Below are 23,122 nucleotides of genomic sequence, written 5' to 3' on the forward strand. Positions count from 1 at the left end.
CGGTACTGCGCACGGTGCGCAGCCAGCCTTATAGCGATGGAGAACAGCAATGACCTCAGTATTTGACCGCGACGACATCCTGTTTCAGGTAGTGGTCAACCATGAAGAACAGTATTCCATCTGGCCCGACTACAAGGCCGTACCGGAAGGCTGGCGCACCGTGGGCAAGAGCGGCCTGAAGAAAGAGTGCCTGGCCTATATCGAGGAGGTCTGGACCGACATGCGCCCGTTGAGCCTGCGTCAGAAGATGGACAGCGCTGCGATCGCGTAAACGCCACAGATCAAAAATGTGGGAGGGGGCTTGCCCCCGATGAGGGAGTGTCAGTCGACTAATGAGTGACTGATACACCGCCATCGGGGGCAAGCCCCCTGCCACATTTTGAGCTGTGTTGCTTTCAGGTGTTTTTTTCTTTGTCTAATCCGCCCGAAGCCGCCGTCACCACCTGCACGCTCAAGCGCGGTGTCGCCAGATCCAGCCCCGCCTCATCCAGATGCCGTTTCAGCGACAGGTTGAACGCCCGCGACACTTCCCACTGTTTGATCGGCGCCGTCTTGAACCGCGCCCGCAGGATCGCGCTGCCCGACTCGAAACTCTCCACCCCCTGAATCTCCAGGGGCGACCAGATATTGCGGCGTTGCAGCGGGTCGTTGCGCATTTTATGGCCGACGTCGCGCATCAGCTTGATGGCGTCGTCGATTTCCATGTTGTACGGGATCGCCACCCGGAAGATCGCGTAGCCGAACTCCCGCGAGTAGTTTTTGATGCTCTTGATCTCGCTGAACGGGATGGTGTGCACAATGCCATCGATGTCCCGCAGGCGCACGGTCCGGATGGTCAGGCCCTCCACCGTGCCCAGGTGGCCGCCCACATCCACGTAGTCGTCGATGGCCAGGGAGTCTTCGATGATGATGAACAGGCCGGTGATCAAGTCCGCCACCAGCGACTGCGCGCCAAAACCGATGGCCAGGCCGATCACACCGGCACCGGCCAGCAGCGGCGTGACGTTCATGCCCATGTTCGCCAGGGCGACAATGGCAGCAATGATAAAGATGGTCACGAACAGCACGTTGCGGATCAACGGCATCATGGTCTGCGCACGGGCATTGGCCAGGCCCTTGCGCGAGCGGGTGAGGGCATGATGGATCGCCGTGTCGCTGAGGATCCAGATCAGCCAGGCGAACAACAAGGTCCCGGCCAGGCCGAACAGCTTGACGCTGACTTCATGGCCATCGCCTTCGGTAAAGCGGATCAGCGACAGGCCCCACACCCGCAGGCCCAACTCGATAAACACCAGCCACACGATCAGGTGGGCCAGGGTGTAGACGAAGCTTTTCAGGCGTTCGGAATACAGCGCGTGGCGCTTGTGACCGCGTTGCGGCTTGAGCGCGTGGCGTCTGACCAATCCGTTGATCACCATGCACAGCACCAGCAGCACCGTACACAGCAGGGACTGGCGCAAGGCGGTGCTGGTATCGCCGGCCGAGACGAAGGTGGCGAACAGCGAGATACCCACCAGCAGCAAGGCCGGGATGTACCAGAAGGACCCGATGATTTCGATGGTGTCGCTGAGGGCGCGGCGCGTCAGGCGGCGCGACAGCGGCTGGTTGCGGATCAGGTGGGCGATGGGCCGGCGGAAACGCAGGATGAATACACCGGTCGACAGCGCCGCCATCACATTGGCGACTGTCGCGGCGGTGTGGGACAGGTGCTGGCCCAGGGCCTGGACCAGTCGCGGGTCGCTCAAGGCCTCGCCAAAGGCGGCAAAACTGCCGATCCACCACAGCGGGCGGAACGCCTGGTGGCGCAGGATATACAGCGCGCGATGACGGTGCGGGCCGTCGAGTACCGAAAAAGCGATCACGCAGATCGCCGAGAAACAGGTGCCCACCACCAGTGCGTAGGCCAGCACCATCGCCAGTGACTTGCCCAGGGACGAGGGCAGGGCGTAGCTCAGGTACACCGTGATCACCAGGGCGATCATCCACGGGCCGAGCTTGCGCAGGGCGAAGCGCACCATGTCCCAGGTGCGTGGATGTTGCGGCAATTCTTCAGGCAGGCCGAAACGTTCGCGCACCCGATGGCTGAGCCAGATCAGCGCGTAGGCCAGCAGGCTCCACACCGCGAGGATCAGGGCAAAACCGAAAATGATCGGTAGCCATTCGTTGGCCGGCAGCATCAGCGCGCCGAGTTCTTCCTTGGCCAGGTCGACCTCGTTGGACCAGCGCCCCAGCGGGCTGTCGGCGCCCGAAAACTGTGCCTCGAGATTGGCCAGGGTGCCGCCGATCAAGCCCAGCACGCCTTCCTCGGTGGCCGGCTGGGCCTTTTGCGTGGCGGCACGCAGCTTTTTCAGGTCGCTCAGCAACTGAGTGCGCTGCTGGTCGTTTTCCAGGGTCTTGATCACCTCGTCCAGCGACTGCCCCAGCGGCACTTCGGCCTGGGGTTGGGTCTTGTTGGTGGTGCCGAGCAGGCCGGGCAAACCCACGGCATGGGCAGGCGTGAGCGGCAGCAAGGTGAGCAGGGCGATCAAGCAATAGCAGGGCAGGGCAAACAGACGGGAAAGCACGAGGCGGTCAACCTTGGAAACGACGGGTTGAGCGAGTGTACGAGTGCAAGCGTCATTCGGCCAGTTTGGCGAGGATCTTGTACACCACGGTGCCCAGGATCAGCAGCATGCCGAGCCACATGCCGAACACGCCAAGGGGCTTGTCGCGAAAGTTGAAACCCACGGCCAACATGATCATGCCGATCAGGATAGGGATAAGCATGGCGTGGAAGGAAGACATGGAGATCATGGTGCGACGGCCTTGTCGGAGTGGGAATACTGACAAGTCTAGGTCGGATTATGAGAAGTGCAGGTGATATAGATCAGGGGTACACAACACCAATGTGGGAGAGGGCAAGCCCCCTCCCACATTCAGATCAGGGCAGATCGTGGCTCGCGTAGAACGCCCCCAACACCTTGACCAGGTGCGCCAGGTCATGGCTGCCGCACAGTTCGCGGATCGAGTGCATGGCGAACGTCGGCAGGCCGATGTCCACGGTGCGCACGCCCAGGTGGCTGGCGGTGATCGGGCCGATGGTTGAGCCGCAGCCCATGTCGCTGCGCACCACGAAGCTCTGCACCGGTACTTCCTGGGCCATGCACAGGTGGCGGAAGAACCCGGCAGTTTCGCTGTTGGTGGCGTAGCGCTGGTTGCTGTTGACCTTGATCACCGGGCCGGCGTTGAGCTTGGGGCCGTGGTTGGCGTCGTGCTTGTCGGCATAGTTCGGGTGCACGCCATGGGCGTTATCGGCTGAGACCAACAGGGATTTCTGAATGGTGCGTACGAATTCATCACCTTCCGGCAGCAGGCGACGCAGGGTCTGCTCCAGCATCGGGCCATCGGCGCCGCACGCCGAGCAGGAGCCGACTTCTTCGTGGTCGTTGCACACCAGCACGCAGGTTTCTTCGCTGTCGCTGGTGAGCAGGGCTTGCAGGCCGGCGTAGCACGACAGCAGGTTGTCCAGGCGTGCGCCGGCGATGAAGTCACCATTCAGGCCGATGACCGCAGCGCCTTGGGTGTCGTAGAAGCTCAACTCGTAGTCGAGTACCACGTCGGCGTTGAGTCCATGTTCGCGTGCCAGTTGATCGGTGAGCACGGCGCGGAAGTCCACGCGCTCGTCACCGGCAAATTGCGCGAGGATGGGCGGCAGCTCGGTCTGGGCATTGATCGCCCAACCCTGGTTGGCTTCACGGTTCAGGTGAATGGCCAGGTTGGGGATGATGGCAATCGGCAGCTTGAAGTCGATCAACTGGCTTTCGACCTTGCCGTCGCGGCGGAAGGTCACACGGCCGGCCAGGGACAGGTCGCGGTCGAACCACGGCGCCAGCAGCGCGCCGCCATAGACTTCCACGCCCAGTTGCCAGAAACCCTGGCGTTGCAGCTCGGGCTGGGGCTTGACCCGCAGGCACGGGCTGTCGGTGTGGGCGCCGACCAGGCGGATACCGCCCTGCAGCGGCGAATGACGGCCGAGCTTGAAGGCGATGATCGAGGAATCGTTACGGGTGACGTAGTAGCGCCCGTTGGGCTCAGTGGCCCAGGTTTCGCGTTCGTCGAGACGCTGGTAGCCGGCCGCTTCCAGGCGCTGGGCCAGGGCGGCAGTGGCATGAAAAGGAGTAGGGGAGGCCTTGAGGAAGTCGATCAGGCCTTGATTCAACGCTTCGCGCATAAATAGCTCCAGACAGCAATGCGCGGAGTTTACCGTTCGATGGCAAGAAGTGCACAGCACAAATGTGGGAGGGGGCTTGCCCCCGATGGCAGTGGGTCAGCCAACCCATACAGTGATTGACACTCCGCCATCGCAGGCCAGTGGAATCTGCGTTGACAGCTTTAAAACGGTGCGGGGCACTCGAAGCGCAACCGCTCGCCACTTTGCGGGTGAGTGAAGCTCAACATGCTCGCATGCAGGCACAGGCGTGGCCAGGCGGCCAGGGCTTGCTCATGGGCATACAGGCCGTCACCCAGCAGCGGGTGGCCGATGGCGAGCATGTGCACACGCAGCTGGTGCGAGCGCCCGGTGATCGGTGTCAGCTCGACACGGCACCAGTCCCCGCAGCGCTCCAGCACCTTCCAGAACGTCAGCGCGTGCTTGCCGAACTCGTGGTCGACCACATGCCGCGGCTTGGTCGGTGGGTCGTAGCGCAGCGGCAAATCGATGCTGCCACTGTCCAGTTCCGGCTGGCCCCAGGCCAGGGCGGTGTAGGCCTTTTCGGTTTCTCGGTCATGAAACTGGCGGGACAGCTCACGGTGCGTGTCGGCATCCCGCGCCAGCAGGATGATGCCCGAGGTTTCCCAGTCCAGGCGATGGACGATACGGGCTTCGGGGTAGCCGTTTTCCTGCAGGCGGGTGATCAGGCAGTCCTTGTTGTCGTCGGCGCGGCCAGGCACCGAGAGCAGCAGGGTGGGCTTGTTCACCACCAGGACGGCGGCGTCCTGATACAGGATGTGGATATTGGACAGCGGCATCAAACAGCCTCGTAACAAACGCCAACGGCGGCTCGCCCACCCGGTTCCCGAAAAGGGATCAAGGTGATCGAGCCGCCGTGGCGGCCGCCTGTTCGATCAACGATCAGGCAGGGTGATATTGAGTTCCAGAATCGAGCAGCTGCCGTCATTTTCCAGGGCGACATGCACGTCATCGTTGCCGATATTGACGTACTTGCGGATCACCTCGACCAGTTCCTTCTGCAAGGCTGGCAGGTAGTCCGGGGTGCTGCGTTGGCCGCGTTCGTGCGCCACGATGATCTGTAGACGCTCTTTCGCGACCGACGCGGTCGTAGGCTTTTTGTTGGCGCGAAAGAAGTCGAGAAATTTCATTGTTTAGTTGCCTCCAAAGATACGCTCGAAGAATCCCTTCTTCTTGACATCGAGGAAGCGGTGTTCCACGGTCTTGCCCAGCAAGCGATCGACGGCATCGCTGTACGCCTGGCCGGCGTCGCTCTGGTCATCAAGAATCACCGGCACACCCTGGTTGGAGGCTTTCAGCACCGCCTGGGATTCTGGAATCACGCCCAGCAGGGTCACTGCGAGGATTTCCTTCACGTCTTCAACACCGAGCATCTCGCCGTTGCTGACACGCTCAGGGTTGTAGCGGGTGAGCAGCAGGTGCTCCTTGATCGGATCGCGGCCTTCTTCGGCGCGCTTGGACTTGCTGGCCAGCAGGCCGAGCATGCGGTCCGAGTCACGTACCGAGGAGACTTCCGGGTTGGTCACCACGATGGCTTCATCGGCGAAGTACATCGCCAGGTGAGCACCGGTCTCGATGCCGGCGGGGGAGTCGCACACCACGTATTCAAAGGTTTCTGCCAGTTCGGCGATGACTTTGCCGACGCCTTCTTTGGTCAGCGCATCTTTGTCACGGGTCTGGCTGGCGGCCAGCACATACAGGTTTTCAAGGCGCTTGTCCTTGATCAGGGCCTGTTGCAGGTTGGCTTCACCGTTGACCACGTTGACGAAGTCATACACCACGCGGCGTTCGCAGCCCATGATCAGGTCGAGGTTACGCAAACCGACGTCGAAGTCGACGATAACTGTCTTGTGGCCGCGCAGAGCGAGGCCGGTACCGATAGCGGCGCTGGTGGTGGTCTTACCCACACCACCCTTGCCGGATGTAACCACGAGAATCTTGGCCAAGGTGTTTCACCCCTAAGGAAAAAGGACTTTTCAGTCCCTGAAAAACATCTCTTGGAACTCGCTGCAGGCGGACAGCCTTGTAGGAATAAAAAATTCCTACATAAGTAATGCCGGTTTCGCTGTGCTATCAGAGTCTAGAGATGCTTGGAAAATGCGGCAGTATCCGTTAAAGACGGATGATGTTCAACACATCGCCCGACAGGTTGACCTGCACCGAAGCCCCCCACAGCGGATCACGGCGCAAATCTTCTGAAACCTTGTACTGGCCTGCGATGGACACTAGCTCAGCGGTCAACTGCTGGCAAAAAATACGGGCCTTGGTATCACCCTTGATGCCGGCGAGGGCACGTCCGCGCATCGGGCCGTATACATGGATATTGCCATCGGCGAGAAGTTCCGCACCCGGGCTGACCGAGGAGACCACCACCAGGTCGCCCCCCTGGGCATAAATCTGCTGCCCGCCGCGTACGGGCGAGGTGATGATCTTTGTAGGCTTGATCGCAGGCTCGGGTGGTTTTTCCGGTTTTTTCTTCTCTTCGCCGACCAATGGTTCCAGTGGACGCTCGCGCGCGCCGGACGGTGGCAGTACTGGCAGTTCAATGGCGATGGCCGCCGCGATGTCTTCGATACGGCTGGCGCGAATCGCCAGGGTGCGCAGGCCATGGGAGCGGCACACGCGCATCAGACCGGGCAGATCGATGCTGCCCTGGTCGGCGGGCAACTTGTCCAGGGCCAGCACCAGCGGGGCGTTGTTGAAGAAGTTCGGCGCCAGGGCGACCTTGGCCGCAAGTTGGCGGTCCAGGGCGTCGAGGTCGTTACGGGCGAGTTCCAGCACGGTGATGGCGAGCATGCTGCCTTTCAGCTGGAACACGGGATCTTGGTCTAGCGGTTCGGTTTGGCTCATGGTCGGCAAAAGCGGCTTGTCACGAAAAGTGTCGAGACTTATAACGAGAACACTCACTGGCCGCAAGCCGGGTCGAACCGTTGTAGAATGCGCGGCCCTTGTCTTTACCGGAATCTGTAATGGATCGCCCGCGTTTTCGAGCTGTATTTTTTCACCCGCGTTTCTGGCTGTTATGGCTGGGACTCGGCCTGTTGTGGCTGGTCACCCAACTGCCGTACCGCGCGCTGCTGACCATCGGTCGCCTGCTGGGTGCCGGCATGTACCGCGTGGCCGGCGAACGCCGCCGCATCGCCGCACGCAACCTGGAACTGTGCTTCCCGGAAAAATCCGCCAAAGAGCGTAAACAGTTGCTCAAGGAAAACTTTGCCTCCACCGGCATCGCGTTCTTTGAAATGGCCATGAGCTGGTGGTGGTCGCGCCAGCGCCTGGCGCGCCTGGCCCACGTCGAAGGCCTGGAACACCTCAAGCAGGCGCAGTTGGATGGCAAGGGCGTGATCCTCATGGCCCTGCACTTCACCACCCTGGAAATTGGCGCAGCGTTGCTGGGGCAGAAGCACACCATCGATGGTATGTACCGCGAGCACGGCAACCCGCTGTTCGACTATATCCAGCGCCGTGGCCGCGAACGTCACAACCTCGATTCCCTGGCCGTGGAGCGTGAAGACGTGCGCGGCATGCTCAAGCTGCTGCGCGCCGGCCGTGCCATCTGGTACGCACCGGACCAGGACTATGGCGCCAAGCAAAGTATCTTCGTGCCGTTGTTCGGCATCCAGGCCGCCACCGTGCCGGCCACCAGCAAGTTCGCCAAGCTGGGCAAGGCACTGGTGGTGCCGTTCACTCAACAGCGCCTGGCCGATGGCAGCGGTTACCGCCTGGTGATCCACCCGCCGCTCACCGACTTCCCCGGCGAAAGCGATGAAGTCGACTGCCTGCGCATCAACCAATGGGTTGAAGCCTCCGTGCGTGAATGCCCCGAGCAATACCTGTGGACCCACCGCCGCTTCAAGAGCCGGCCACCGGGTGAACCCAAGCTGTACGAAAAACGCCGTCGATAAGACAGACATTTCCCCACATGGAGTGACGCAATGCGCCCAGCTGAACCGGTTACAGGCTTGATTCTTTCCGGCGGCGGGGCGCGAGCGGCGTATCAGGTGGGGGTATTGGCGGCGATTGCCGAGTTGCTGCCCTCGGGTGCACCCAATCCTTTTCCGGTGATCGTCGGCACCTCGGCCGGTGCGATCAATGCGGTGAGCCTGGCCAGTGGCGCCATGGACTTCACCGCCGCGATCCAACGCCTTACCGCTTTCTGGCAGGGCTTCAGCAGCCATCTGGTGCTGCGCAGTGACTGGCCGGGGGTGATCCGCCAGGCAAGCCGTTTCCTGATCCACAGCCTGCTGGGCTTGGGCGCACAAGTACCGGTGGCACTGCTCGACAGCACGCCGCTGAAGGCGCTGCTCAAAGACAAGCTGCATCTGGACGGCATCGACGAAGCCATCCGCAACAAACACTTGCATGCGGTGGCGGTTACGGCTTTTGGTTATGAGTCCGGGCAGGCAGTGACCTTCTATCAGGGCGGCGGCACCATCGACGCCTGGTTGCGCCACCGTCGTATCGGCCTGCCGACTCAACTGACGGTCGAACACCTGCTGGCCAGTTCGGCGATCCCCTTGTTGTTCGCCCCGGTCAAACTCGACCAGGAATACTTCGGCGACGGCGCCGTGCGGCAGTCGGCGCCGATCAGTCCGGCCTTGCACCTGGGCGCCAGCCGCGTGCTGGTGGTCGGTGTCAGCGGCAACCCGCGGGGCAATGAGCCGGCGGTACAGCGCAGCTACACCGGTCAGGAGCCGACCCTGGCGCAGATCGGTGGGCACATGCTCAACAGCACGTTCATTGACAGCCTGGAAAGCGATATCGAATTGCTCGAACGCTTGAACCAGTTCAGCCATGTCGCACCCGGGGTGGCGGCGGTGGAGGTGCTGGTGATCGCACCCAGCCAGCCGATCGATGAGATCGCGGCGCGGCATCGCCAGGAACTGCCGGCGGCGTTGCGCTTGTTTCTGCGCGGGCCGGGGGCGACCAAGACGAGCGGGGCGGGGGTGTTGAGTTACCTGCTGTTCGAGGCGGGGTATTGCAGTGAATTGATCGAGCTGGGGCGACGGGATGCGTTGGCCAAGCGCGAGGAGTTGTCGAAATTCCTCGGCCTGGCCTGACGGTCAGAAGTGATACTTGACCAGGAAGCTCGCCGTGTCCTGGTTGGTCTTGAACGCGCCGGAATCTTCGATCCCGTACTTGTTCTTCCAGTAGTCGTATTCAAAGCCCACGTACAACTGCTTGTCGCCCCAATGCAGCGCTTTGCCCAGGTCATATTTGACCTGCGGGTTGAAGTGCAGGTTGGCGTGGTAGGTGCCACGGGCGTTCTTGTCGTTGTCTGTCACCCAGTCCATGAAGCCGTCGATCAGCACGTCGGAATTACCCACTGGGATGGTGTAGGACCAGACCGGCGTGATCTGCCAGACGCCGTCACCTGGGCGATTGCCTTCGGTCTGGCGTTGGTAGAAGTTCAGCTGGAAGTAATCGAAACCGGGGATGTTCAAGTCAAAGCCAGGCCCGAGCAGGTACGACTCGTTGTCGCCTTCGCCGAACTCGTAAGTGAACGCCAGCAATACATCCTTGATGGGGCCGAAGGACAGGTCTTTATCGAAGATCTTGCCGAATGACAGCCGTGGGCTTATTTCGCCGTAATACGTACTGGGGCCGACGTTGCCGTCTTCCTTGCCGTTGTAAAAGATGCGGTCGACGAAGATAAAGTTATCACCGTACTTCCACGCATCGGCATGTTCGAACGTGACGGTTTGCTGAATCTGCGGGTTGACGGTAAAGCTCTTGCCCCACAAGTAAGTCAGGCTGTTGTTCTGCCACTGCAACAGGTCACCGGCCACGGCTTGGCCACCGGCCAGCAGGGATCCCGCCAGCATCAGGCCTTTGAACATAGGTTTCATTCGGTTGCTCCCGAGTTAAAGTTTTATGGTTTTTCTTCTACGCAGGCGCTCTGGTGTGGCGCCTTTTGGTTCGCTGCAAAAATCGTCTGTTCGGTCAGCTTTAGTGCTTTTAGCAAGAGCTGCGCCAAGGTGTTTAAAAAGCCAAAAAATCCCCGTCGGCTGCATGAGATGCAGTCGAATTCAGAGGACATTTGCGCACTTTGGCCGCAGACATTAGGCCGGGATAAGTTGGCCTTGCAGTCAGCTTTTACATTCGCTGTTTTTTTTTGAGTCGATTCGAGCGGGCGCGGAGAATACTGGCTCCCAGGCCTGGGCTCAAGTGCGCCGTTACAGCGCGCGCGGGGCGAGAATGGGGCACGGCTTGTGACCGGCCCCGGGTGAACGGTGTGCATGTTGATGTTCCCAGTTTCGTTATTGTTTTTGTGCGAACGAAGGAATCAATGCGTAGGAGCAACGGCTGGTCGTTCAGAACCGCCGAGAATGTTGAACAGGATATTCAGCGACAACGCGCTGAGGGTGGCCATGGCGATACCGCTGTGGGTAATCGGGCTCATCCATAGCGGCAGCTGCGCGAAGAACTCCGGGCGCACCACCGGGATCAGGCCCATGCCGATGCTCACCGCCACCAGCAATTGGTTGCGCCGGTCGGCGATATCGGCTTCCTGCAGGATCTTGATCCCGGTCGCCGCCACCATGCCGAACATGGCAATCGCCGCGCCCCCCAGCACCGCCGGCGGGATCGACGCGACCAGGTACGCCGCCTTTGGCAGCAGGCTGAGCACGATCAGAAATGCGCCGGCCATCATCGTCACCGAACGGCAGCGCACGCCGGTCATCTGCACCAGGCCGATGTTCTGCGCGAACGAAGAGTGGGTGAAGGTGTTGAAGAACCCGGCAAAGAACGACGCACCGGCATCACACAGCAGGCCGCGCCGCAGCATTTTCGGCGTGACGTCCTGGCCGGTGATCTTGCCCAGCGCGAGGAACATCCCGGTGGACTCGACAAAGATGATCACCACCACCAGGCACATCGACAGGATCGGCGCCAACTCGAATTTGGGCATGCCGAAGTGCAACGGCGTCACCACCTGCACCCACGGCGCCTGGGCCAGGCCACTGAGGTCGACCATGCCGATGGCGCCGCACAACGCGTAGCCCAAGCCCATGCCGATCAGCACCGAGATGTTCACCCAGAAGCCACGCATGAAGCGGTTGATCAGCAGGATGGTGGCCAATACCAGCGCGGCAACCGCCAGGTAGACCGGTGAGCCGAAAGTCGCGGCGGCACTGCCACCACCGGCCCAGTTCACCGCCACGGGAAACAGCGACAGGCCAATCGCGGTGATCACCGTGCCGGTCACCAACGGCGGGAAAAAACGCACGACCTTGGACATGAACGGTGCGATCAGCATGCCAAAGAACCCGGCAGCGATGGTCGCGCCGAAGATGCCCTGCAAGCCGATACCGGGCATGCCGGCCATGGCGACCATGCTGCCGACGGCGGCAAAACTGGCGCCCATCATCACCGGCATGCGAATGCCCACCGGGCCGATGCCGAACGACTGCACCAGGGTGGCGATGCCGGCGACCAGCAGGTCGGCGTTGATCAGAAAGGCGATTTCTTCACGGCCGAGGCCTGCGGCCTGGCCAATGATCAAGGGCACGGCGACGGCGCCGCCGTACATCAGCAAGACGTGTTGCAGGCCTACCAGAATCAGTTGCAAGAGGGGCAGCCGCACCAGGGCGGGTGCGGCGGGAATCTGCGGTTCGGCTAACTCGGTCATGCAACACCTCGGATCTTTTTATTGTTGTGTTGTTCGGCATTCAATTGCCGGGTGGAACTCGATCTTCAAAACACTGGAGACCCTTGTGGGAGGGGGGCTGCCCCCTCCCACCTTTGGATCTGCGCCAGCCTGTCAGTTGGTACGCGCCCCCTGGTTGATCCAGGTGCCAATCAAATCCCGCTCCTGCTGGGTCATCTGGGTGATGTTGCCCAACGGCATGATCTGGCTCGCCACGGCCTGCGCCTGGATACGTGCGGCCTGCTGCTGGATCTGCGCCGGGGTGTCGAACATCACACCCGCTGGAGCCGTACTGAACAACGGACTGGTGGGCTTGGCCGAGTGACACACGGCGCAGCGCTCCTGGATCACCCCGTGGACCTTGTCGAAATCAATCGTCGCCTGGGCCGGCGCAGGTTCAGCGGCGGGGGCGGCAGGCGCTGCCGGTTTCAAGCCACCGCCCAGTGCGGTTTCCGGCAACGGCTGGTACTCGATGGCCGCCGGGGCCTTGGCCACTTCGGCCAGCGGCTTGGGGCCGGTCACGTAGGCGAGGCAGATCATTGCCAGTGCACCCACCGGCAACGTCCACGCGTACTTCTGGCTGTTATGCCGGGTGTTGAAGTAGTGGCGCACCAACACCGCCGCCACCGCGATGCCCGCCAGGATCAGCCAGTTGTATTGGCTGCCGTAGGTGCTCGGAAAGTGGTTGCTGATCATGATGAACAGCACCGGCAAGGTGAAGTAGTTGTTGTGACGCGAACGCAGCAGACCTTTGGCGGGCAGCGCCGGGTCCGGCGTGCGTTTTTCCGCGATCGCCGCCACCAGCGCGCGTTGTGCCGGCATGATGATGCGGAACACGTTGCCCACCATGATGGTGCCGATCACCGCACCCACGTGCAGGTACGCACCCCGCCCACTGAACACTTTGCTGAAGCCGTACGCGGCGGCAATCAACAGCACGAACAGGATGAAACCGAGCAGGGCAGGGCGCTTGCCCAGGGCCGAGTCGCAGAGGAAGGAGTAGATGAACCAGCCGGCGAACAGTGAGCCAATGCCCAGCAACACGCCTTCCGGGCCACTGAGGCTGCTGCCCGGGGCCAGAAGGTACAGCGTCGGGTTCCAGTAGAACACCACGCACAGCAGCGCAATGCCCGACATCCAGGTGAAGTAGGCCTCCCATTTGAACCAGTGCAGGTTGTCCGGCATGGTCGGTGGGGCCAGTTTGTATTTTTCCAGGTGGTAGATACCGCCACCGTGGATCGCCCACAAGTCACCGGCCAGGCCGCTCTTGGGGTTGACGCGATTGAGGTTGTTTTCCAGCCAGACGAAGTAGAAAGAAGCGCCGATCCACGCGACGCCCGTGATCATGTGAACCCAGCGCACGCTCAGGTTCAGCCATTCCATCAAATGTGCTTCCACAGTCTTTACCTCTCGCCTGTCACCCTTGTTGTCGGGTGATCAGACCTTCTCTTATTGGTGGGGGGCGAGGATCAACCGCTCATCCTCTTTGAAAAAATGCTCATCGCAGTTATTGCCTGTGCCACTGCGATCAACCACCAGGAAGTCATCCCGCTTTTCGATCGTCAGCACCGGGTGGTGCCAGACGCCGCGATGGTAATTAATGCCCTGCCTGCCGTTGGTGACGAAGGCGCGGACCAAGCCCGATACAGGTTCATCGCCAAGTGGCGCGACCACGATCAGAAAGGGGTTGCCGAGCAGCGGAATGAAAGCCTGGCTGCCCAGCGGGTGTCGTTCCAGCATGCACACGGTCAGCGGCATGTCCTGCGCATCGGCGCGGAAGATGCTGATGATGGCGTTGTCCTCTGGCTTGGCGGTTTCCACCGTGGCCAGTTTGTGGAAGCGCATGGTCGACCCATTGTTGATCATGAAGTGATCGCTGCCATCGGTTTCGATAACGTCTCCGAAAGGGGCGAAGGCTTCTTTGGTCAGGGGTTCGATCATCAGTGTGCGCATGGCTGTCTTCTTAAATTTTCGAGTGTGATGGTGTCTGGTCTACCGTTATCGCGGGCAAGCCCGGCTCCCACATTTGACCGCATACTCCTGTGGGAGCCGGGCTTGCCCGCGATGGGGTCCACCCTTATTTCGCTACCTTACCGAGGACCCGCAGGCGGCTCACGCCACCATCCGGGAACACGTTCAGCCGGATGTGGGTAATCGGCCCCAGCGCCTTGATCTGCTCGGCAAAGGTGTGTTCGGCGTGCATTTCCAGCTTCTGCGCCGGCAGCAGTTCGCGCCAGAACAGCGACTGGGTTTCGATCTGGCTGTCGGTGCCGCCCTTCACGAACGCGCCCTGGATCGAGCAGGTGTCCGGGTAGTTGCCCTTGAAGTGCAGGGTGTCGACGATGATCTTCTCGATCTCGCCCGGGTGACCCAGCGCCACGATCACCCAGTCATTGCCCGGTGTGCGACGGCGCGCGGTTTCCCAGCCGTCGCCCATGTTGATGCCACGGCCTGGATTGAGGATGTTGCTCATGCGGCCGAAGTGTTCATCGGAGCAGGCCAGGGCACGGCCACCGTTGAGTGCTGCCGCCAGGTCGACCTGTTCGTTGTCGCCCACCGAGGACCAGTCGCGAAACGGCACGCCGTATACGCGCAGGCGCGCCACGCCGCCGTCCGGGTAGATGTTGAAACGCAGGTGGCTGAAGGCCTGGTCGTTGTGGATCTCGTGATAGTGGTGGCTGTTGCCTTGCAACTCGACGGCGGACAGCACTTCGACCCACTGGGTGTTGTCATCCGGCTCGCCCGAAGTCAGGAAGCAGGCTTCCAGGGAGGCCGATGGCGGGAAGTTGCCGGTGAAGAATGAAGTGTCGATGTCCACGCCTTTGATCGAGCCCGGCACACCCAGGCGGATCACCGCGCTGTCGTAGCCTTCGAAGCGCTTGCGGCGCGACTCCCAGCCGTCCATCCACTTGCCGTTGTCATCGAAAACGCCCTCCTTCCATACGGCCGGGGTCGGCTGGAACAGGCGATTGGCGTCGGCGAACCAGTCATCGGTGACGGAGATGATCTTGGTGCCCAGGCGGGCGTCGGCCAGGTTGACGAATTTCTCGAAAGGTACGGCGTAAGCTTTCATTCTTCTTGTCTGCCTTAGATAAAGTGGCTGGGGATGGTCGTTTAGAGGGTCAGTAAACGGAACAACGCGATCTTGTTGATCTCGTCCAGCGCGCATTTGAACTCGGTGTCCACCGAATTGTGGATGCGCGTTTCGAACGCGGCGAGGATCTGATGCCGGTTGCTGCCTTTTACCGCCATGATGAAGGGAAACTTGAACTTGGCCTTGTAGGCGTCGTTCAGCTCGGTGAAGCGCGAGAACTCTTCGGCCGTGCATTGGTGAATCCCCGCGCCAGCTTGCTCATCGGTGCTGGCTTGGGTCAGTTGGCCCTGGACGGCGGCTTTGCCGGCCAGGTCCGGGTGAGCGTTGATCAGCGCCAGCTGGCTGGCATGATCAGCGCTCAACAGGATGTCGCTCATGCGCTGGTGCAGGGTTTCGATCTGGTCGATCGAAGCATCCTGGCCCAGGTCGAAGGCCTTTTCGGCCACCCATGGCGAGTGTTCGTAGATATCGGCGAAGGCAGCGACAAACTCATCGCGGCTCAAGATCGAGGGTTTCAGGCCGTGGAACGCAGTCATTTCGCCGCTCCCGTGTAGGGGTGGGTTTGCTGCCAGTGGCGGGCAATGTCGACGCGGCGGGTGAACCACACCTGCTCGTGACCTTTGACGTACTCGATAAAGCGCTTCAACGACGCCAGGCGCGCCGGGCGGCCGATCAGGCGGCAGTGCAGGCCGATGGAAAGCATCTTCGGTGCCTCGGCCCCTTCGGCGTAGAGCACGTCGAACGCGTCCTTGAGGTACTCGAAAAAATCATCGCCCTTGTTGAAACCCTGCACCTGGGTGAAGCGCATGTCGTTGGTGTCCAGGGTGTAGGGAATCACCAGGTGCGGCTTGCCGGTCGGGGTGTTGGGTTCCCAGTAGGGCAGGTCGTCGTCGTAGGTGTCGCAATCGTAGAGAAAGCCGCCTTCCTCCATGACTAGCCGCCGGGTATTGGGGCCGGTGCGCCCGGTGTACCAGCCCAGTGGGCGTTCGCCGGTGAGTTCGGTGAGGATGCGGATGGCTTCGAGCATGTGCTCGCGCTCCTGGGCCTCGTCCATGTATTGGTAGTCGATCCAGCGGTAGCCGTGGCTGCAGATCTCATGGCCGGCGTCGACCATGGCGCGGATCACATCCGGATGGCGCTGCGCGGCCATGGCCACGGCGAAGATGGTCAGCGGGATATCGAATTCTTTAAACAGCTTGAGGATGCGCCATACGCCGGCACGGCTGCCGTATTCGTACAGCGACTCCATGCTCATGTTGCGCTCGCCTTGCAGGGGCTGGGCCGAGACCATTTCGGAGAGAAAGGCTTCGGATTCTTTGTCGCCGTGCAAGATATTGCGCTCGCCGCCTTCTTCGTAATTGAGTACGAAAGACAGCGCAATGCGCGCCTTGCCCGGCCAGTGGGGGTGAGGAGGGTTACTGCCGTAACCGATCAGGTCGCGTGGGTAGTCAGCGCTCACTGCAGTCTTCCTTCTTGTTCGTCGTAGTAGCGATGAGTGATTGTATACAACTTATCGCGCACTTTGTAAGCCTACATTTCTGCATTTTTTCGGCGGAGCCCTGAACTATTGGTGTAGCAAGAAACTTGCCTGGTTGGTCAGCTAATGGACAAAAGGTCGTTTAAAAGCAAGGATAACGCGCAGATTGCGCTGTTGAGCAATGGCAGCAGGCGGATCTAAGAGTTTGTGAATTTTATTGTGTACAATTTTTTTAAAAAGTGTCTTAATCGATCATCGCCGGCTTTTTCGATGCCCTGAAAAAGTGCGGATCACTCTTCTATTGACCACAGGAGGCGCGTAGATGCCATGGGACGCTTGACCACACACGTATTGGACGCCGCGCACGGCTGCCCCGGCAGCGCAATCAAGGTTGAGCTGTACCGCGTCGAAGGCGCGCAGCTGGCACTGGTCGCCACCGCGCAGACCAACAGCGACGGCCGCTGCGACGCACCGTTGCTGCAAGGCGATGACTACCGCAGCGGCGTGTACCAATTGCAATTCAGCGCCGGCGACTACTACCGCGCCCGTGGCGTGCAACTGCCGGAGCCGGCCTTCCTCGATGTGGTAGTGCTGCGTTTCGGCATCAGCGCCGAGCAGGATCACTACCATGTCCCGCTACTGATTTCGCCCTACAGCTACTCCACCTATCGCGGTAGCTGAGCGTCACCTCGCTTCACACCCCCAAAGCTCTTCGTTGGTTTCGCCCGCGCACACTGCGGGCTTTTTTTCGCCGGGCGTTGGTCCATGCGCCCGTTCAATTATGTGACGCACACCTTAGAGGGATGAGGCCTAGGCTCGGCTTCTTTCGTACAAGAAGACGCCGTCATGAGCTCTGATCCCCTTAACCCCGCAGTTTCGGCACCTGACACAATCCCCGCCGAATCCCATGATCTCGACAGTCCCGTTCAAGCCCGCGAGGACCGTGATCAAGCCGTCCGCCGCTTGCTGACGCGCCGTCTCAACGCATCCGCCCAACCCAGTCGAGTGATCAACCAATGGCACGGCGTGAACGCGCGCTGCATCGAATCCTCAAAGGCGCTCAAGCGTCTGATCGGCAGGGCGCCACGGGTGTTGCGGGTGATTCGGTTCGCGTTGCAGGAAGCCTTCGGTCTCGACCCGGACAACCTGCTGTTCACCGAGCCGCTGCCGCCACGTCCCGCGCAGAAAGTCGACAGCCTGACCGAGCGCGCGTTGGCGTTGTTCAGTGATCCTTCCTTGCCGATCAACCTCAACCAATACACCGCGCTGAGCCTCAAGGACGACCCTGCGCGCAAACTGCCTTTTACCGCCCTGCAGGCGCTGGAGCAGGTCAAGGGCCTGGCGTTGATGGCTCGGCTCGACAACCAGATGCGTGATTACTGGCGGCATCTGGCGTACGGCTCGTGGTTGACGCGCCAGGCGCGTTGGGTGCAATTGCGCAAGCGCTTGTTCATCGACGCCGGTTTCCTGGCTCACCAACTGGATGAACTGTCGGACGCGGGTTGGGCGATGGTGCAGCAGGTGGCGGACGCGCCTTCCGACGAGGCACGCCAGCGCGCGGGTGGCGATTGGGCTGGCGTGCGCGTCAGCACAGTGCTGTGGCCCGGTACGTTTCAGACAGCGCTGACCATTCCCGGCGCCCTGCACCTGTACCGTGAGGGCGCGGCGCAGCAGGCGCCCCACGTGATCTATCTGCCAGGGATGGCCCGCGCATTCTATGAGTTCAACACCTGGGAACAGGTGCAATGCGGCTTGACGAGCCTGTTGAACGGCGAGTTGTTCAGCTTCCTGTGGCAGTGCCTGCCGCTACGCCGTCGCCACGAAGCCTGCCACGGCGAGACGCGGTTGGCGTGTGGTGCTGCCCTGGCCGGCGATGCCTTGCAGCACAGTGCAATCGCCGTGCTTGAGGCGCAATGGGATAACGAACTGGCGTGTGCGTTGTCGATCAATCACGCGGCAGTAGCCGCACCGGCTTCGCTGGGGCGTGACACGGCGCGCTTGCTGCGGTTTATCGAAAAAGGCCGGGACCGACTGGCGATCGTGGAGCGCCTGGGCGCTTCCCTGGGGACCTTGTTGGGCTGGGACGCAACGCGGCGTGCGGATGAAATCATCCTTGGCCAACTGCCTTTCGGGATGGCCCTGCGCTGCCGCGAGCAGCAGGTGGAGCGCTATGAAAAGCACCTCATGAGGTTGCTCGACCTACAGGACCCGAGTCGGGAGAGTACGGCTTATGAAGCGCTGGTCACGCTCAATGGGCAATGGCAAACACAGGCTGATGCGGTGCAGGCCTTGTTGAAAGGGCCGGATGAGCGCCTGCTGAGCCCGGCATTCTGGTTGGAGCACCCTGGCGGCACGCGCAATCGCACCACCTTGCTGTTGATCGCCCAGCGTGAGGCGCTGTTGCATGAGGCGCAACGGCTACAACGTTTGAAACTGGTAGGCGAGGCGCCCTTGCAGCGCCTGGTTGAAGTGTTGAACAAACCCCAGGCCAGCGACCGCAAGGGCAGCGATACTTGCGTACTGCGGGTGCTGTTGGGTGGCCAGGGGGCGTTGGGGGCGTTCGTGGTAACGACAAAACAGGCTCACGCCACCCCGGGTCGGACGCAGCCCGTGCTGCTGTGTGTGGCCGGGCGTTTTGGCGGGCTGGCTGAGTTCGACAGCCTGGAGACGCTATCCGCACGCCTGCGGGCGAGCCTCGGCAGCCGTGACGGATCGCCCCTGTGGCACTGCGTGGGGCGCGATCGGCGTCAGGCGTTGAAAGCCACATCGACCGTTACGGTGACGTATGAAGTGCTTGAGGAACATGTGCTGCATCATGGGTTCACTGAACTGATCCACCACTATGCCCGGCTCGACCAGGAGGCGGATCAGGGCTCGCGGCCGTTCAGTGAAGTCCACGACCCGGCGCTGATTCGGATGCTGTTGGCTGCCGAGTTGCGTGAGCACCTACAGGTGTCGGCCCATGATGCATTGACCCACGCCATGGCCAACCTTGATCTGCTGCGCTTCGCCGCCACCCAGGCGAAAAAACTGCCGGCGTGGCTGGGCCAGGCGCAGGCTGATCAGCGCAATGCATACCGACGTTTGCAACTGCACTATCTGAGCAGTGCCCAGGCATTCGAAGCCAAGCTCTGGCGTGAATTGCCGGAGCTGGAAGTGTTTGCGCGCACGCGGTTGATCGCTCAGTTGACGCTGGATGGGTTGTACCCGGAGGTGGACATCGATCAGCCTTTGCTGGATATGCCCGATGATGTCAGTGCCTACTTTTGCGGGTGGACCAGCCAGTGCGGGGTGGGCGAGCGGGACGTGAAGAAAGTCGTCAGCCCGCAACGCACCACGTTCAGTCTGTTGCAATTGGCCCTGCACAACCTGGATGCCCAGGCGCCCTGGACCGAGTGGCGCTTGAACCGCGCGCGCTACCTGGCGCCACAGTGGCGGCAACGCTTGAACCCGGGCTACTTGATCAAGACCCTGTCAGCCCTGGATATTGGCGGGCGCTATGACACGCTGATCCAAAAGGTGTTCTATCCGTCTGCTTCCGCGTCCCCACCGTTGCCCGATGCCCTGATTCACCGAATGCTGCGCCAAGAGGCGCGAATGCATGTGTTTTCGGCGGCGCGGCAAGGCTTGAGCAGTGCCGCCCAGGGCGTGCTGAACGCCGCGATGGCGGCTGACCTGAACCTCGGCGGGCAACGCTTGCGACTGCACTTCGTGCGTCTTCGCGGCCATACCCTGGAACACGACCGTCACATCGCCGGGATACTGGTGATCCACGACGAGTCCTCAGGGTTGTGGCTGGTCTACTGGCCTGCCGCAGTGGACGGACCGGCCATGACCGAGTACGCCAGCCGAGCGCAGGCTGTCGCCGGATTGAACAAGGCCTGGGCGACGCCGGCCAATGTGAAGGCGCTGGCCCGTCAAGTCGCGCCGGGGTGGGAGGCAGAGGCCATTGCCAGCTATTCCGCCGTCGGCGGCGCAGGCGCCATGCTTGCTCTCGGCAGTCCCAAGCTGGTGTATGCGCCGGTACGTGGGTTTTATGTGCTGGAAACGATCGAGGCAATCGCCCGATTCATTCGCACGTTCAAGGTCAAGCACCGCGTGCCGGCGGTGGCCGTGGAGGATATCCACGCGCAGATCAACGAGCAGATCGGCGCCGCCCCGAACGACTGGCTCGACTTCAGCGCGACCACCGCCAGCCATGCGCTGTCCCTGCTGGCCCATGCCAGACTCCTCGAAATCCAGCACCGTGCACAAGGGCGAGCGGTGTCGGCCAAGGCGTTGGCGGCCTACCGGCAAGAGCGCTTGGGTGAGCAGCACGCCGCCACATTGCGTGGGTTACTGTCGTTCGTGCCGGTGATTGGCCTGGGTGTCAGTCTTTACGAAATTCTGTTGGCGGCCCGGCGCTTTCATCACAGCCGCCAGGCCGGGGACGCCGTGGACCTGGCGTTTGTCACTCTACTGGGTTTTGTGGATCTGCTGAGCGCGTTCATGCCCGGGCCCAAGGGCGCGCGGGTAACGGGGAGTGCAGCCGTACGCACATCGATGCTGGGTGCACTGGGCCGGCTGCATCGTCGCCAAGGGATGGCCGGGGGCGGGCTGTCTACGCTCAAACCGTCGGCGACCTTCCCGGCCAAGGTGTTGGAGCGTTTTCGCAAAGACCTGCCGCCCAATGCCGCCGTCGAGTTGCAGGGACCGGGCAATCGGGGCACCTACGTCAAGGGTGGCGAGCAGTTTGTGGTCGACGATACCCATCAATACCCGGTCTATCGACGCCAGGATGAACAGGTGCTGCGTCTCAGACATCCACAGGATGATGTGCAAAACGAGCTGATTCTGTACATCGAGGAACCCGGGCAATGGCTGCTCGGCGCCGATGCTCCGCCGGCCCAGCCGCAGCCAGGGCCCAGCACCGGTATGTGGCGGCCATGGGCGACGCCTCCCCGCGTCCAGGAGTGGTCGCCGCCCTCTCATGTGCTCCTGCAGGAGCACGTGGCGCGCGCGGCCCCTCTGCCTGGGGCGGGGCAGGGCTGGGGGTTCGATTCACGTTGGGCGCTGACAGACCTGCTGCCCGAGCAGGGGATATTCCGTGTGGTGGGCGGAGAGGGGGAGCGCGCCTTTGAGGTGCTTCGGCAGGAGGGGCGCTTGTTCAGGCTGCTGCCCGAAGGAACCCGCTCGTCGTTCCAGGACATTATCTTCCTCACCCGCAACCGCGCGCTGGCCCCTCAAGCGGTCACCGACATCCACTACTGGCTCGGTGCCGGTTTCATTGAACAGCCGATCCCCGCGGTGCGGGGAGCCGATGGTCTCTGGAAAGCGCGGCCGGTGCTGTTCCTGGAACCTCTGGAGAACACGGTGGGCAGGGTTTTCCCCCGGATGAGGGAACTCAGCAGGCGCTACGTCAGCGAGCGCTTGATCGAACTGGCCGACGCCGGCCGTGAGGTCACGGCCAGCCACCTGTTGACCCTCCGCGCCACGCTGGACCAGTGGCTTGCCCCCGGCGCCGTGGGGCGCACCGACGACCTGCTGAAACTGCTGAGTGCCACCTACAGCCGGCGGCGTTTGAGTTTCTATATCGGCTATGAAGGCCGCTCACCGGGGTTTACACGCTTGGATTACAACCTGCCTGTGCCCCTGGACCCCTCCTTGCGCATGACCACCCGGGAAAACGCCAGTCTCAGGGCTCAGTTGGTACAGACGGCGGTCGCGCAGGTGCTGGAGCAGCAAGGGTTTGTCACCCACGCGATTGAAAAGCGCATGGGCGGTCAGTATTCGGTGGATTACTTTTGCACTCACCCCAGATCCACCGCCAAATACTACGTGCTCACCCGCTGGGTGAAGGACAGCACCGTCAACCTGCGTTCCGCCAGCAGCGTTCAACTGACCGACGATTGGTTCAGGCGGCGCAGTGTGGCGCGCACGTATTCAGAGCATATTCCCGAGATCAACCAGGCCCTCAATCAGCACCGCCTGGTCAAGATCATTGCCGGTATCCAGTGGGCGCCGCGATCCGACCCGACGGTGTTTTTCGTCAAGTTCGGCGGGGTCAGCCCTTGAGCAACGACAGTGCACCCGCGCCGCCGAACAGCCCGGCGCTGATCCGGTTGAACCAGCTCTGGCCCTTGCCGCTGCGCAGGTAGCGCGCAGCGCCGTGGGCACTCAAGCCGTAGGCCAGCTTGCACAGCAGGTCGAGCACGGTCCAGGTGGCGATCATGATCAGCAACTGCGCCAGGAACGGCTGCTGGCTGTTGAGAAACTGCGGCAGGAACGCGGCAAAGAACAGGATGTCCTTGGGGTTGCTGGCGCCCAGCACAAACGCACGCCCGAACAGGGCGCGAAAGCGTGGCGTCGGCGCGGCCTGCGGGACCTCGGCTCCCTGGCTGGGTTGACGCGACTGCTGCCAGCTCTGCCAGGCGAGATAAAACAGGTACAGCGCGCCGACGATCTTCAGCGCGCTGAACAGTTGTTCCGAGGCCAGCAGCAGGGCACCCAGGCCCAGCGCCGAAGCACTGAGCAGACAGATCGAGGCCGTCACGCCGCCGAGGAATGCAGGGTAGGAGCGGCGCAAGCCATAGTTGAGGCTGTTGCTGATCATCAACAACGACAGCGGCCCGGGGATCAGGATCACCACCAATGCCGCGCCACTGAACAACAACCAGGTTTCCAGACTCATGC

General features: G+C 61.8%; 20 protein-coding genes. 5 read left to right on the top strand and 15 right to left on the bottom strand.

The window, feature by feature from the left end:
• Positions 1 to 49: 49 nt before the first annotated feature.
• Entirely contained in the window at positions 50 to 271 is a 222-nt protein-coding gene (locus BM017_RS09310; RefSeq protein ID WP_058424653.1) for an MbtH family protein, read from the top strand.
• A gap of 124 nt (positions 272 to 395) precedes the next feature.
• Here BM017_RS09310 and BM017_RS09315 read toward each other — a convergent pair whose 3' ends face one another.
• From BM017_RS09315 to minC, 7 genes are all read right to left on the bottom strand, one after another.
• Positions 396 to 2,564, bottom strand: a complete 2,169-nt coding sequence (locus BM017_RS09315; RefSeq protein WP_092243141.1) for a mechanosensitive ion channel family protein — start codon at positions 2,562 to 2,564, stop codon at positions 396 to 398.
• Positions 2,565 to 2,616: 52 nt separating this feature from the next.
• Positions 2,617 to 2,793, bottom strand: coding sequence for a hypothetical protein (locus BM017_RS29075; RefSeq protein WP_163034621.1), 177 nt, complete (start codon positions 2,791 to 2,793; stop codon positions 2,617 to 2,619).
• Between the two features lie 127 nt (positions 2,794 to 2,920).
• Positions 2,921 to 4,210, bottom strand: coding sequence for a M18 family aminopeptidase (locus BM017_RS09320; protein ID WP_092243143.1), 1,290 nt, complete (start codon positions 4,208 to 4,210; stop codon positions 2,921 to 2,923).
• A 161-nt stretch (positions 4,211 to 4,371) separates the two neighbouring features.
• Positions 4,372 to 5,007: an RluA family pseudouridine synthase gene (locus tag BM017_RS09325; protein WP_092243145.1), complete on the bottom strand. Its 636-nt coding sequence runs from the start codon at positions 5,005 to 5,007 to the stop codon at positions 4,372 to 4,374.
• A 96-nt stretch (positions 5,008 to 5,103) separates the two neighbouring features.
• A complete protein-coding gene (gene minE / locus BM017_RS09330) occupies positions 5,104 to 5,358 on the bottom strand; it encodes a cell division topological specificity factor MinE (protein WP_010208824.1) in 255 nt (84 codons plus the stop codon).
• Between the two features lie 3 nt (positions 5,359 to 5,361).
• Entirely contained in the window at positions 5,362 to 6,174 is an 813-nt protein-coding gene (gene minD / locus BM017_RS09335; protein WP_071490790.1) for a septum site-determining protein MinD, read from the bottom strand.
• Positions 6,175 to 6,340: 166 nt separating this feature from the next.
• Positions 6,341 to 7,078 (bottom strand): septum site-determining protein MinC, encoded by a 738-nt coding sequence (gene minC / locus BM017_RS09340; protein ID WP_071490789.1) that lies wholly within the window; start codon positions 7,076 to 7,078, stop codon positions 6,341 to 6,343.
• A gap of 119 nt (positions 7,079 to 7,197) precedes the next feature.
• Between minC and BM017_RS09345 the strand changes: the two genes are divergently transcribed.
• The gene (locus BM017_RS09345; RefSeq protein ID WP_071490788.1) at positions 7,198 to 8,133 is read left to right on the top strand and encodes a lipid A biosynthesis lauroyl acyltransferase; all 936 of its coding nucleotides are present in this window, start codon (positions 7,198 to 7,200) and stop codon (positions 8,131 to 8,133) included.
• 30 nt (positions 8,134 to 8,163) lie between these two features.
• Positions 8,164 to 9,288 (top strand): patatin-like phospholipase family protein, encoded by a 1,125-nt coding sequence (locus BM017_RS09350; protein WP_092243148.1) that lies wholly within the window; start codon positions 8,164 to 8,166, stop codon positions 9,286 to 9,288.
• Between the two features lie 3 nt (positions 9,289 to 9,291).
• Here the strand turns inward: BM017_RS09350 and BM017_RS09355 are convergent, their stop codons facing one another.
• The 7 genes from BM017_RS09355 to puuE form a co-directional block, all read right to left on the bottom strand.
• Positions 9,292 to 10,077, bottom strand: a complete 786-nt coding sequence (locus BM017_RS09355) for an outer membrane protein OmpK (RefSeq protein WP_028617274.1) — start codon at positions 10,075 to 10,077, stop codon at positions 9,292 to 9,294.
• 437 nt (positions 10,078 to 10,514) lie between these two features.
• Positions 10,515 to 11,861: a nucleobase:cation symporter-2 family protein gene (locus BM017_RS09360; RefSeq protein WP_071490786.1), complete on the bottom strand. Its 1,347-nt coding sequence runs from the start codon at positions 11,859 to 11,861 to the stop codon at positions 10,515 to 10,517.
• Positions 11,862 to 11,993: 132 nt separating this feature from the next.
• On the bottom strand, positions 11,994 to 13,277 hold the full coding sequence (locus BM017_RS09365) for a urate hydroxylase PuuD (RefSeq protein WP_092243151.1): 1,284 nt from the start codon (positions 13,275 to 13,277) through the stop codon (positions 11,994 to 11,996).
• Between the two features lie 51 nt (positions 13,278 to 13,328).
• The gene (locus BM017_RS09370; protein WP_028617272.1) at positions 13,329 to 13,832 is read right to left on the bottom strand and encodes an ureidoglycolate lyase; all 504 of its coding nucleotides are present in this window, start codon (positions 13,830 to 13,832) and stop codon (positions 13,329 to 13,331) included.
• A gap of 124 nt (positions 13,833 to 13,956) precedes the next feature.
• Positions 13,957 to 14,952: an allantoicase gene (gene alc / locus BM017_RS09375; RefSeq protein WP_071490783.1), complete on the bottom strand. Its 996-nt coding sequence runs from the start codon at positions 14,950 to 14,952 to the stop codon at positions 13,957 to 13,959.
• A gap of 41 nt (positions 14,953 to 14,993) precedes the next feature.
• Positions 14,994 to 15,509 carry a 2-oxo-4-hydroxy-4-carboxy-5-ureidoimidazoline decarboxylase gene (gene uraD, locus BM017_RS09380; RefSeq protein ID WP_092243154.1) on the bottom strand — a complete coding sequence of 172 codons (516 nt, stop codon included), beginning with the start codon at positions 15,507 to 15,509 and terminating at the stop codon, positions 14,994 to 14,996.
• Positions 15,506 to 16,432, bottom strand: coding sequence for an allantoinase PuuE (gene puuE, locus BM017_RS09385; RefSeq protein WP_092243157.1), 927 nt, complete (start codon positions 16,430 to 16,432; stop codon positions 15,506 to 15,508). Before puuE ends, uraD begins: the two co-directional genes overlap by 4 nt.
• Before the next feature lie 345 nt (positions 16,433 to 16,777).
• Between puuE and uraH the strand changes: the two genes are divergently transcribed.
• Together uraH and BM017_RS09395 are read left to right on the top strand one after the other, a co-directional pair.
• A complete protein-coding gene (gene uraH / locus BM017_RS09390) occupies positions 16,778 to 17,131 on the top strand; it encodes a hydroxyisourate hydrolase (protein ID WP_071490780.1) in 354 nt (117 codons plus the stop codon).
• Between the two features lie 165 nt (positions 17,132 to 17,296).
• Positions 17,297 to 22,504 (top strand): dermonecrotic toxin domain-containing protein, encoded by a 5,208-nt coding sequence (locus tag BM017_RS09395; RefSeq protein ID WP_139216847.1) that lies wholly within the window; start codon positions 17,297 to 17,299, stop codon positions 22,502 to 22,504.
• On the opposite strand, the gene BM017_RS09400 is transcribed toward BM017_RS09395, so the two are convergent.
• Complete coding sequence (locus BM017_RS09400; protein WP_092243163.1) at positions 22,494 to 23,120, bottom strand: LysE family translocator; 627 nt, start codon at positions 23,118 to 23,120, stop codon at positions 22,494 to 22,496. The two genes, BM017_RS09395 and BM017_RS09400, sit on opposite strands and share 11 nt — an antisense overlap.
• Between the last annotated feature and the right edge of the window lie 2 nt (positions 23,121 to 23,122).

The sequence above is a fragment of the Pseudomonas sp. NFPP04 genome, assembly GCF_900113815.1.
In the GTDB taxonomy this organism is placed as follows: Bacteria; Pseudomonadota; Gammaproteobacteria; order Pseudomonadales; family Pseudomonadaceae; genus Aquipseudomonas; species Aquipseudomonas extremorientalis.